General features: G+C 51.4%; 14 protein-coding genes. 8 read left to right on the top strand and 6 right to left on the bottom strand.

The genetic code is table 11. From position 1 onward, the window contains the following. Window positions 1-58: 58 nt before the first annotated feature. Window positions 59-823 (bottom strand): pyruvate dehydrogenase complex transcriptional repressor PdhR, encoded by a 765-nt coding sequence (pdhR, locus tag ACJHXB_RS04800; RefSeq protein WP_000331776.1) that lies wholly within the window; start codon window positions 821-823, stop codon window positions 59-61. Window positions 824-1363: 540 nt separating this feature from the next. Here pdhR and aroP point away from each other — a divergent pair. Further along, window positions 1364-2737 carry an aromatic amino acid transporter AroP gene (aroP, locus tag ACJHXB_RS04795; protein ID WP_072146659.1) on the top strand — a complete coding sequence of 458 codons (1374 nt, stop codon included), beginning with the start codon at window positions 1364-1366 and terminating at the stop codon, window positions 2735-2737. Window positions 2738-2779: 42 nt separating this feature from the next. On the opposite strand, the gene ampE is transcribed toward aroP, so the two are convergent. Further along, window positions 2780-3634: a beta-lactamase regulator AmpE gene (gene ampE / locus ACJHXB_RS04790; protein ID WP_000172019.1), complete on the bottom strand. Its 855-nt coding sequence runs from the start codon at window positions 3632-3634 to the stop codon at window positions 2780-2782. Further along, complete coding sequence (gene ampD / locus ACJHXB_RS04785; protein WP_410233467.1) at window positions 3631-4182, bottom strand: 1,6-anhydro-N-acetylmuramyl-L-alanine amidase AmpD; 552 nt, start codon at window positions 4180-4182, stop codon at window positions 3631-3633. Before ampD ends, ampE begins: the two co-directional genes overlap by 4 nt. Before the next feature lie 87 nt (window positions 4183-4269). On the opposite strand from ampD, the gene nadC reads away from it, so the two are divergent. The 4 genes from nadC to hofC all read left to right on the top strand — a co-directional run bounded on the left by nadC (window position 4270) and on the right by hofC (window position 8393). Then, on the top strand, window positions 4270-5163 hold the full coding sequence (gene nadC, locus ACJHXB_RS04780; protein ID WP_001135190.1) for a carboxylating nicotinate-nucleotide diphosphorylase: 894 nt from the start codon (window positions 4270-4272) through the stop codon (window positions 5161-5163). A gap of 202 nt (window positions 5164-5365) precedes the next feature. Next, complete coding sequence (ppdD, locus tag ACJHXB_RS04775; RefSeq protein ID WP_000360904.1) at window positions 5366-5806, top strand: prepilin peptidase-dependent pilin; 441 nt, start codon at window positions 5366-5368, stop codon at window positions 5804-5806. A gap of 9 nt (window positions 5807-5815) precedes the next feature. Further along, window positions 5816-7201 (top strand): type II secretion system protein GspE, encoded by a 1386-nt coding sequence (gene gspE, locus ACJHXB_RS04770; RefSeq protein ID WP_001025166.1) that lies wholly within the window; start codon window positions 5816-5818, stop codon window positions 7199-7201. Beyond that, entirely contained in the window at window positions 7191-8393 is a 1203-nt protein-coding gene (gene hofC, locus ACJHXB_RS04765) for a protein transport protein HofC (protein ID WP_000157245.1), read from the top strand. Before gspE ends, hofC begins: the two co-directional genes overlap by 11 nt. A 34-nt stretch (window positions 8394-8427) precedes the next feature. On the opposite strand, the gene guaC is transcribed toward hofC, so the two are convergent. Continuing rightward, entirely contained in the window at window positions 8428-9471 is a 1044-nt protein-coding gene (guaC, locus tag ACJHXB_RS04760; RefSeq protein ID WP_001217337.1) for a GMP reductase, read from the bottom strand. A gap of 155 nt (window positions 9472-9626) precedes the next feature. Next, window positions 9627-9671, bottom strand: a complete 45-nt coding sequence (locus ACJHXB_RS04755) for a protein YacM (protein ID WP_120795372.1) — start codon at window positions 9669-9671, stop codon at window positions 9627-9629. A 24-nt stretch (window positions 9672-9695) separates the two neighbouring features. On the opposite strand from ACJHXB_RS04755, the gene coaE reads away from it, so the two are divergent. From coaE to yacG, 3 genes are read left to right on the top strand one after another with little or no spacing between them, the layout of a single operon-like run. Further along, window positions 9696-10316 carry a dephospho-CoA kinase gene (gene coaE / locus ACJHXB_RS04750; protein WP_001269517.1) on the top strand — a complete coding sequence of 207 codons (621 nt, stop codon included), beginning with the start codon at window positions 9696-9698 and terminating at the stop codon, window positions 10314-10316. Then, a complete protein-coding gene (zapD, locus tag ACJHXB_RS04745; RefSeq protein ID WP_001194721.1) occupies window positions 10316-11059 on the top strand; it encodes a cell division protein ZapD in 744 nt (247 codons plus the stop codon). The genes coaE and zapD overlap by 1 nt, the downstream gene beginning before the upstream one ends. A 9-nt stretch (window positions 11060-11068) precedes the next feature. After that, window positions 11069-11266 carry a DNA gyrase inhibitor YacG gene (yacG, locus tag ACJHXB_RS04740; protein WP_000005042.1) on the top strand — a complete coding sequence of 66 codons (198 nt, stop codon included), beginning with the start codon at window positions 11069-11071 and terminating at the stop codon, window positions 11264-11266. Between the two features lie 201 nt (window positions 11267-11467). On the opposite strand, the gene mutT is transcribed toward yacG, so the two are convergent. After that, complete coding sequence (gene mutT, locus ACJHXB_RS04735; RefSeq protein WP_000736017.1) at window positions 11468-11866, bottom strand: 8-oxo-dGTP diphosphatase MutT; 399 nt, start codon at window positions 11864-11866, stop codon at window positions 11468-11470. Window positions 11867-11868 lie beyond the last annotated feature (2 nt).

Raw genomic sequence — 11868 nt, 5'->3', positions numbered from 1 at the left:
CGCTTTTATATGCGCTTGATTTACAACATCTTCTGGATAATTTTTACCAGAAAAATCACTAATTCTTTCGTTGCTCCAGACGACGTAGAGAACGCTCACGGCGGCTCTCTTCACGGCTTCTGTCGAGCAAAATTTCTTCGATAAAGGCCAGATGGCGATGCGATGCTTCGCGCGCTTCTTCCGGCTTACCGGCCATAATCGCTTCAAATATGCGGGTGCGGTGACTACTCACCAGCGGCAGCATCTCGCGACGCGAATAGAGCAATTCGAAGTTCTGGCGGACATTCTGGGCCAACATCGGCTCCATACACCTTAGCAGATGAAGCAGAACCACATTGTGGGCTGCTTCGGTGACGGCAATCTGATACTGGAGTACGGCATTTGATTCCGCGTCCAGATCGCCAGACTGCTGCGCCAGCTCTATGGCGTGGTGGAGTTCACGGATGCGTTCCTTGTCTTCATCGGTACTACGCAGCGCGGCGTAATAAGCGGCGATACCTTCCAGGGCGTGTCGTGTTTCGAGCAAGTCATACTGTGATTCAGGATGGTCGGAGAGCAGCTCCACCAGTGGATCGCTGAAGCTTTGCCATAGGCTGCTCTGGACAAAAGTGCCGCCACCCTGGCGACGAAGCAACAAGCCCTTCGCTTCGAGACGTTGAATCGCCTCACGCAATGAGGGACGGGAGACGTCAAACTGTTTTGCCAGTTCGCGTTCCGGTGGGAGTTTTTCGCCCGGGCGGAGAGTGCCTTCGAGGATCAAAAACTCCAGTTGCTGCTCAATCACATCGGAGAGTTTTGGTTGGCGGATTTTGCTGTAGGCCATGAGTTCCTGTCTTAAGCCACTTGCCGAAGTCAATTGGTCTTACCAATTTCATGTCTGTGACGCTAAAGTAACAAAGTATTCACCTTATGTCCATACAGGTTTTGATTGAAATCATGAAACTGTGCACATTTTAACAACTTGACATATATAACGTTTCAAAGTTGTAACTATGCACAAATGTAGACTTTACGTAGGAAAGGGATTTTTTAACGATTATTAAACTATAAAAATCCGAATTGAACCGATTCACTTACCAATTTATCGATTTTTAATTCATATGTAATGAATTTATATTCATTGTATATGTTGAGGGGATTTGAGGCTGACATTTACAAACGGTTCCTTTTTAAGCAACTCATCTTCAACCATGCATAAAGCGGGTGCATTCGCTGCCACATACCATTATTCTTGATCTGACGGAAGTCATTTTGTAACAATTCAAACTTCCTTGATGTAAACAAATCAATACAACAAACGGAATTGCAAACTTACACACGCATCACTGCGTAGATCAAAAAAACAATCACCGCACGAGGTTTCATGATGGAAGGTCAACAGCACGGCGAGCAGCTAAAGCGCGGCCTTAAAAACCGCCACATACAGCTTATCGCGCTGGGAGGCGCGATAGGGACAGGGCTATTCCTGGGTAGCGCCTCCGTAATACAGTCCGCAGGGCCAGGGATTATCCTGGGTTACGCCATTGCTGGTTTTATCGCCTTTCTGATCATGCGTCAGCTAGGTGAAATGGTGGTCGAAGAACCTGTCGCAGGCTCCTTTAGCCACTTTGCTTATAAATACTGGGGCTGTTTTGCCGGTTTCGCCTCTGGCTGGAACTACTGGGTACTGTACGTTTTAGTTGCCATGGCAGAGCTTACTGCTGTGGGTAAATACATTCAGTTCTGGTATCCGGAAATCCCAACCTGGGTTTCTGCCGCCGTGTTCTTTGTGGTGATTAACGCCATCAACCTGACCAACGTAAAAGTGTTTGGTGAGATGGAGTTCTGGTTTGCCATTATCAAAGTTATTGCGGTAGTAGCGATGATCATCTTCGGCGGCTGGCTGCTATTCAGTGGCAACGGCGGCCCGCAGGCGACCGTTAGCAACCTGTGGGATCAGGGTGGTTTCCTGCCGCACGGCTTCACCGGGCTGGTGATGATGATGGCGATTATCATGTTCTCGTTCGGTGGTCTGGAACTGGTGGGGATCACCGCAGCAGAAGCTGATAACCCGGAGCAAAGTATCCCGAAAGCAACTAACCAGGTTATCTACCGCATCCTGATTTTCTATATTGGTTCGTTAGCCGTTCTGCTCTCGCTGATGCCGTGGACCCGCGTTACTGCTGATACCAGTCCGTTTGTACTGATCTTCCACGAATTGGGCGATACCTTTGTGGCGAATGCGCTGAACATCGTGGTACTGACTGCTGCGCTCTCCGTGTACAACAGCTGCGTATATTGCAACAGCCGTATGCTGTTTGGTCTGGCACAGCAGGGCAACGCGCCAAAAGCGCTGGCGTCTGTTGATAAACGCGGCGTACCAGTCAACACCATTCTGGTGTCTGCGCTGGTTACGGCATTGTGCGTGCTGATTAACTACCTTGCACCGGAATCCGCATTCGGCCTGTTAATGGCGCTGGTGGTATCTGCACTGGTAATCAACTGGGCGATGATTAGCCTGGCGCATATGAAATTCCGTCGCGCCAAGCAGGAACAAGGCGTGGTAACTCGCTTCCCTGCTCTGCTTTATCCGCTGGGTAACTGGATCTGCCTGCTGTTTATGGCGGCGGTACTGGTGATTATGCTGATGACCCCAGGAATGGCGATTTCGGTATACCTGATCCCGGTATGGCTGATCGTGTTAGGTATCGGCTATCTGTTTAAAGAGAAAACCGCCAAAGCCGTAAAAGCGCATTAATCTCTCTACGCCCTCACCCGTGCAGGGTGAGGGCAATAATCTTTACACCAACGCCCCGTAAATCGTCAGTAGCGCAATTACCACCACGACCACGAACGAGGTTTTCTTCGCCATGGAAACCGCTGCCTTCGGCGTCTCCACCTTATCGACATGCGGTTCACGCGCCAGAGAGAACTGTGCCAGACGCGTTAATACCTGATATTGCGAAGTATGGAAATCACCCAGCGAAGCAAACCAGGCCGGTAACGCTTTCTCCCCATGACCGATCAAGGCATATACCACACCCGCAAGACGAACCGGCACCCAATCCAGTACATGAAGCACGGCATCAATGCCGGACTGTAAACGATGATGCGGCGTCTGGTAACGCGCCAGCCAGTATTGCCATGCACGCAAAAACGCATACCCCATCAGCGTAACGGGTCCCCAAGTTCCCCCCACAATCAGCCAGAACAACGGAGCAAGATAAAAACGAAAGTTAATCCACAGCAATGCATTTTGCAGCTCACGCAAATACTCACGTTCATCGCAGCCTGCCGGGACGCCGTGAATCATGGTGAGTTCGCCAGCCATCGTGGCACGGGCATGGCTATCATTACGTGAAGCAGCTGTCAGATAAGCATGATAATGAAGACGAACTTTACCTGCGCCAATACACAGCAAACCAATCAGCAGCCACACCAGCAGCGTGGGAACGTTGAACAATACTCCCTGCAATGTGCGTAACAGTAAAAAAGTCACGCCCATCGCAATAATGGTCATGCCTAATGTGCGCCCGAGAGAAAAATGTTTCACCCGCCGAAAGAACGCTTCAAGACGATGATCAAGTTGCCAGTGCTCGCCCAACTTAAACAGGCGCTCGAAAATTAACACCAGTAAGGTTGTAAATAGCGTCATGTTGTCTCCTTGCTGACCAGTGCACGAAACCGTGCCCAATCAAATGCAGGACCGGGATCGGTTTTCCGATCCGGCGCAATATCACAATGGCCCGTCATGTTATTAGCGATATCTGGATAGCGATCAATCAGTGCCCGCGTAACCGCCGCAAGCTGTTGATGCTGCGCATCGGTATACGCCAGCGTATCGGTGCCTTCCAGCTCAATCCCAATAGAAAAATCATTGCAGCGTTCGCGCCCCTGATACTGAGAGACTCCCGCATGCCATGCACGTTTATCGAAAGGAACATACTGGACTATTTCACCATCACGGCGAATCAAACAGTGAGCGGAGACGCGCAAATGGGCGATCTCAGCAAAGAAAGGATGTGCCTGCGGATCAATAGTTCCAGTGAATAATGCGTCGATCCACGGACCGCCAAACTCGCCTGGCGGCAGGCTAATATTGTGCACCACCAGCAGGGTGGGTGTTTCGTCATCCGGGCGGCAATCGTAATGTGGTGAGGGAACGCGGCGCGCGCCAACCAGCCACCCCTGTTCTAACAACATGCAGGATCTCCTTATATGTGGTGCTAATACCCGGTTCAGAGTAGCATGTTTCTACCTTATGATTCGTTAGCTATCTGGAGTTTTAACATGCCGCCTCGCCGCTATAACCCTGAAACCCGACGTGACGAGCTGCTGGAACGCATTAATCTCGATATCCCCGGCGCGGTGGCCCAGGCGCTACGGGAAGATTTAGGCGGAACAGTCGATGCCAACAATGACATTACGGCAAAACTTTTACCGGAAAACTCTCGCTCTCATGCCACAGTGATCACCCGCGAGAATGGCGTATTTTGCGGCAAACGCTGGGTTGAAGAGGTGTTTATTCAACTGGCAGGCGACGATGTCACCATAATCTGGCATGTGGATGACGGCGATGTCATCAACGCCAATGAACCCTTGTTCGAACTTGAAGGCCCATCCCGCGTGCTGTTAACGGGCGAACGCACTGCGCTTAATTTTGTGCAAACCCTTTCAGGGGTTGCCAGTAAGGTACGCCACTATGTCGAATTACTGGAGGGCACCAACACGCAGTTGTTGGATACGCGCAAAACCTTACCCGGCCTGCGTTCAGCTCTGAAATACGCGGTACTTTGCGGCGGCGGAGCGAATCACCGTCTGGGGCTTTCTGATGCCTTCCTGATCAAAGAAAACCATATTATTGCCTCCGGCTCAGTACGCCAGGCGGTCGAAAAAGCATCCTGGCTGCACCCGGATGCGCCAGTAGAAGTCGAAGTAGAGAATCTGGAAGAACTTGATGAAGCCCTGAAAGCAGGTGCCGATATCATCATGCTGGATAACTTCGAAACAGAACAGATGCGCGAAGCCGTCAAACGCACCAACGGCAAGGCGCTACTGGAAGTGTCTGGCAACGTCACTGACAAAACACTGCGCGAATTTGCCGAAACGGGCGTGGACTTTATCTCCGTCGGTGCGCTAACTAAACACGTACAGGCACTCGACCTATCAATGCGTTTTTGCTGATTGCTGACAGATTTATCCGCTCCATCGCGGGCGGATAATCTCCCCTTTCCCAACTTTCTTCGTAACGCCTCGCAAATTTCTTGTCTTTCGCTGCAACGTAATAAAAAACTCCGGAAGCTGCTTTCCCGTTTCGTTTTTTGCCCCTCGCTTGTGCTGATGGCGTTTGCCAAAGTAGCGCCAACCAAATCAAGGAGCGAAACAAATGGACAAGCAACGCGGTTTTACACTTATCGAACTGATGGTGGTTATTGGCATCATTGCCATTTTAAGCGCCATTGGTATTCCCGCTTATCAAAACTACCTGCGCAAAGCCGCACTCACCGACATGCTACAAACCTTTGTGCCTTACCGTACCGCCGTAGAGTTGTGCGCGCTGGAACATGGTGGATTAGATACCTGCGACGGTGGCAGTAATGGCATCCCCTCGCCTACCACCACCCGCTATGTTTCAGCCATGAGTGTGGCAAAGGGCGTGGTGTCGCTGACCGGGCAAGAAAGTCTCAATGGGCTAAGCGTCGTCATGACGCCGGGTTGGGATAACGCAAACGGCGTCACCGGTTGGACGCGCAACTGCAATATTCAAAGTGACAGCGCATTGCAGCAAGCCTGCGAAGATGTCTTCCGTTTTGATGACGCCAACTAAGGAGCGGCAATGAATATTCCACAGCTCACCGCCCTGTGTCTGCGTTATCAGGGAGTCTTGCTGGATGCCAGCGAAGAGGTGGTTCATGTTGCGGTGGTCGATGCCCCTTCGCATGAGCTACTGGACGCATTGCATTTCGCTACCACCAAACGTATTGAGATCACCTGCTGGACGCGCCAACAAATGGAAGGTCACGCCAGTCGCACACAACAGACATTGCCCGTAGCTATTCATGAGAAGCATCAGCCCAAAGCAGAGTTGCTGACTCGAACGTTACAATCTGCGCTGGAACAACGCGCGTCTGATATTCATATCGAACCAGCGGACAATGCCTACCGCATCCGCTTGCGTATCGACGGCGTATTGCATCCTTTACCGGATGTTTCACCGGATGCCGGAGTCGCATTAACCGCCAGATTAAAAGTGCTGGGCAACCTGGATATTGCGGAACATCGCCTGCCGCAGGACGGGCAATTCACTGTCGAACTGGCAGGAAACGCCGTCTCATTTCGTATTGCGACCTTACCATGTCGGGGTGGTGAAAAGGTGGTATTAAGGTTGTTACAGCAGGTGAGTCAGGCACTGGATGTCAACACGCTTGGAATGCAGCCGTTACAACTGGCGGACTTTGCTCATGCCTTGCAACAACCACAGGGACTGGTGCTGGTAACAGGCCCTACAGGCAGCGGCAAAACGGTCACGCTTTATAGTGCCCTGCAAACGCTGAATACCGCTGACATTAATATTTGTAGCGTCGAAGATCCGGTTGAGATCCCCATAGCCGGACTAAACCAGACGCAAATCCATCCGCGTGCCGGTCTTACCTTTCAGGGCGTTTTGCGTGCGTTATTGCGCCAGGACCCTGACGTCATCATGATCGGAGAGATCCGCGATGGCGAAACAGCAGAGATCGCTATTAAAGCGGCGCAAACCGGTCACCTGGTGTTGTCTACCCTACACACCAATTCCACCACTGAAACGCTGGTACGTTTACAGCAAATGGGGGTCGCCCGCTGGATGCTCTCATCGGCGCTTACACTGGTAATAGCCCAGCGTCTGGTACGTAAACTTTGCCCACATTGTCGCCGACAGCAAGGGGAGCCCATCCATATTCCAGACAATGTATGGCCGTCGCCGCTGCCCCACTGGCAGGCACCCGGTTGTGTACATTGCTACCACGGTTTTTATGGTCGCACGGCCTTATTTGAAGTTCTGCCCATAACACCGGTCATACGTCAGCTTATTTCCGCTAATACCGACGTTGAATCGCTGGAAACGCACGCCCGACAGGCGGGTATGCGTACGCTTTTTGAAAACGGCTGCCTGGCCGTGGAGCAAGGCTTAACCACCTTTGAAGAGTTAATCCGCGTATTGGGGATGCCGCATGGCGAGTAAGCAACTCTGGCGCTGGCATGGCATAACCGGCGACGGCAATGCGCAAGATGGGATGCTATGGGCTGAGAGCCGTGCTTTGCTGCTTATGGCACTACAGCAACAGATGGTTACCCCACTAAGCCTGAAGCGAATCGCCATCAATTCTGCGCAGTGGCGAGGAGATAAAAGCGCGGAAGTCATTCATCAACTGGCGACGCTACTCAAAGCCGGGTTAACGCTTTCTGAAGGGCTGGCACTGCTGGCGGAACAGCATCCCAGTAAGCAATGGCAAGCGTTGCTGCAATCGCTGGCGTACGATCTCGAACAGGGCATTGCTTTTTCCAATGCCTTATTACCCTGGTCAGAGGTATTTCCGCCGCTCTATCAGGCAATGATCCGCACGGGGGAATTGACTGGTAAGTTAGATGAATGTTGCTTTGAACTTGCTCGACAGCAAAAAGCCCAGCGTCAGTTAGCCGATAAAGTGAAATCAGCGTTGCGTTATCCCATCATCATTTTAGCGATGGCAATCATGGTGGTTGTGGCAATGCTGCATTTTGTGCTGCCGGAGTTTGCTGCTATTTATAAGACCTTCAACACCCCACTACCGGTACTAACGCAGGGGATCATGACGCTGGCAGACTTTAGTGGCGAATGGGGCTGGCTGCTGGTGTTGTTCGGCTTTCTGCTGGCGATAGCCAATAAGTTGCTGATGCGCCGCCCGACCTGGCTTATCGCGCGGCAGAAATTGCTGTTACGCATCCCGATTATGGGTTCACTGATGCGGGGACAAAAACTCACGCAGATCTTTACGATTCTGGCGCTGACTCAAAGTGCAGGCATTACTTTTTTACAGGGCGTAGAGAGCGTCAGAGAAACAATGCGCTGCCCGTACTGGGTGCAACTTCTGACACAAATCCAGCACGATATCAGTAACGGTCACCCCATCTGGCTGGCGCTAAAAAATACCGGTGAGTTTAGCCCACTCTGTTTGCAATTAGTGAGAACAGGAGAGGCATCCGGCTCGCTGGATCTCATGTTAGACAACCTCGCCCATCATCATCGGGATAACACACTGGCGCTGGCGGATAACCTCGCAGCCTTACTGGAACCGGCGTTGCTGATCATAACGGGAGGAATTATCGGTACGCTGGTGGTGGCAATGTATCTGCCAATTTTCCATTTAGGCGATGCGATGAGTGGAATGGGATAACGCTGGCGTGTTGCTCCACGCCAGCGTTGGGAGATTACAGGTTGTTGAAGATGCGGTTTTCTTGTTCCAGCACACGAATAAACGTGGTGCGCTTGGTCAGCTCTTTCAGGCGTGAAGCCCCAACGTATGTACAAGCTGAACGCAGGCCGCCCAAAATATCACGCGCGGTATTTTCAACCGGGCCTCGCAGCGGCAGCTTAACGGTTTTACCTTCTGCTGCGCGGTATTCCGCAACGCCGCCAACGTGACGTTTCATCGCAGACTCGGAGCTCATGCCGTAGAACAGCATAAATTTCTCGCCGTTCTCCTCAACGATGCGACCGCCGCTCTCTTCGTGGCCCGCCAGCATGCCGCCAAGCATGACGAAATCGGCACCGCCGCCAAAGGCTTTCGCGACATCGCCCGGCGTGGTGCAGCCACCGTCGCTGACGATCATTCCGCCCAGACCGTGCGCAGCATCGGCACATTCGATTACCGCAGAAAGTTGCGGATAACCGACGCCTGTTTTGACGCGAGTTGTACAAACAGAACCTGGGCCGATGCCAACTTTAACGATATCAGCACCGGAGAGGATAAGCTCCTCACACATTTCACCAGTCACTACGTTGCCAGCACAAATGGTTTTGGTCGGCCACGCTTCACGCGCTTTCGCAACGAACTGCACGAAGTGTTCGGAATAACCATTCGCCACGTCAATACAAACGAAATTTAATGCCGGGTTCAGGTCGAGAATCTGTTTAGTTTTTTCGAAATCCGCATCTGATGTACCGGTAGAAACCATCACATGTTTCAGCACATCAGCGGAAGAATTGTTGATAAACGCTTGCCACTCTTCGACAGAATAGTGTTTATGCACAGCAGTCAAAATATCAAAAGAAGCCAGCGCAGAGGCCATAGAAAATGTGCCTACGGTGTCCATATTTGCGGCGATAATCGGCACGCCGGACCAGCTCTGACCTGAATGTTTGAAGGTGAATTGACGTTCCAGTTCAACATCGGAACGGCTTTTAAGAGTGGAGCGTTTAGGGCGGATGAGAACGTCTTTAAAACCTAACTTCAGATCTTCTTCAATACGCATGTGCGGATTCCTGGGGTTAATGGCTATAAGGGTAAGAGCGCAACTCCAGTGACGCTATCATACGCACTAATCAATGCGGCGCAAGACTGCGAAATTGTCTTTTTTTACGCTACAATCCCATAAATTTACCTGGTAAATAGTGAGCGAACGTTTCATCAATTTCGCTTTCGTGCGCTCATTTTTAACGTTTTGATAATCATGATGAATTCCCGGGAATATAAATTATGAGGTATATAGTTGCCTTAACGGGAGGCATTGGCAGTGGCAAGAGTACCGTTGCCAATGCGTTTGCTGATCTCGGAATTAACGTCATTGATGCCGATATTATTGCGCGTCAGGTGGTTGAACCAGGTGCACCTGCGCTACATGCCATTGCTGATCACTTTGGCGCTAACATGATTGCTGCTGATGGAACATTGCAGCGCCGGGCCTTGCGCGAGCGGATCTTCGCCAACCCGGAAGAGAAAAACTGGCTTAACGCCCTGCTGCATCCGCTGATTCAGCAAGAGACGCAACACCAGATCCAGCAAGCAACTTCCCCCTATGTACTGTGGGTTGTGCCATTGCTGGTAGAAAACTCACTGTATAAAAAAGCGAATCGAGTGCTGGTGGTGGATGTCAGCCCAGAAACGCAACTTAAGCGCACCATGCAGCGCGATGATGTAACTCGCGAGCATGTCGAACAAATCCTTGCTGCTCAGGCACCGCGCGAAGCTCGCCTTGCCGTGGCAGATGACGTCATTGATAATAACGGCGCACCGGATGCTATCGCATCGGATGTTGCCCGCCTGCACGCACACTATTTGCAGCTTGCGTCGCAGTTTGTCTCACAGGAAAAACCGTAATGCAGACCCAGGTCCTTTTTGAACATCCACTAAATGAAAAAATGCGTACGTGGCTGCGCATTGAGTTTTTGATTCAGCAACTCACCGTTAATTTACCCATCGCTGACCACGCTGGCGCGCTGCATTTCTTCCGTAATGTCAGTGAATTACTGGATGTTTTCGAGCGCGGCGAAGTCCGCACTGAGCTGTTGAAAGAACTTGACCGGCAGCAACGTAAACTCCAGACCTGGATTGGCGTGCCTGGCGTGGACCAGAGCCGTATTGAAGCATTAATTCAGCAGTTAAAAGCGGCGGGGAGCGTATTAATTTCCGCGCCGCGTATCGGGCAATTTCTGCGTGAAGATCGTTTGATTGCTCTGGTGCGTCAGCGACTGAGCATCCCAGGCGGCTGTTGTAGCTTTGATTTACCTACATTGCACATTTGGCTGCATCTACCCCAGGCGCAGCGCGACAGCCAGGTAGAAACCTGGATTGCCAGCCTGAACCCGCTCACCCAGGCACTTACCATGGTGCTGGATTTAATTCGCCAGTCGGCCCCCTTCCGTAAACAAACCAGCCTGAATGGTTTTTATCAGGATAACGGTGGCGATGCCGACTTGCTGCGCCTGAATCTGTCACTCGATTCACAGCTTTATCCGCAAATTTCCGGTCATAAGAGCCGTTTTGCCATTCGTTTTATGCCGCTGGACAGTGAAAACGGACAGGTACCGGAACGTCTGGATTTCGAACTGGCCTGTTGCTAAGGAGTAAAAATGTCAGAAACTATTACGGTGAATTGCCCAACCTGCGGGAAAACGGTGGTGTGGGGTGAAATCAGCCCGTTTCGGCCATTTTGCTCCAAACGTTGTCAGCTGATCGACCTCGGAGAATGGGCTGCTGAAGAAAAACGAATCCCCAGCAGTGGCGATCTTTCCGAAAGCGATGACTGGAGCGAAGAGCCAAAGCAGTGACATTTTTTCTGATGCGACGCTGGCCTGATAAGACGCGGGCAGCGTCGTATCAGGCATCGTGTGCAAATGTCGGATGCGGTGTGAACGCCTTATCCGACCTACAAGACCTTATATATCAACGTGTTAAAATTGTAGATGCTGATAAGACGCGCCAGCGTCGCATCGGGCATCTTGTGCAAATGTTGGATGCGGCATAAACACCTATCCGACATACACACGCTTAAGCTTCGCAAGTACCGGTTCATTGGCTGGCGGAAAATCATCGGCATTCAGACCGACCAGCGACATCCACTCACCGGGTTGCCCTTCTTTACCCCACGGCTCCCCTTCCCAGCTTTCGACCAGCCAAAACCACAGTGTTATATGCCTGTCCGGGAATTCATATTCCAGTTTTTCAAATAGCGAAAAATGTTGTGGGGTAATCCCGACCTCTTCCTGAAGTTCACGCACCACCGCCTGTTCCGGCGTTTCGCCCATTTCAATTTTACCGCCGGGAAACTCCAGTTTATTCGCCATGTGCGCATCTGCTGCGCGACGCGTTATAAAGATTTCATTGTTCTCGTTGCGAATAATACCTACCGCAATTTGCAGCTTTTTCATTG

This window comes from Escherichia sp. WS3227_2 (genome assembly GCF_046486495.1).
Lineage (GTDB): Bacteria > Pseudomonadota > Gammaproteobacteria > Enterobacterales > Enterobacteriaceae > Escherichia > Escherichia coli.
Note: the sequence above shows the minus strand (reverse complement) of the source record. Positions and strands in the feature narration are given on the sequence as shown.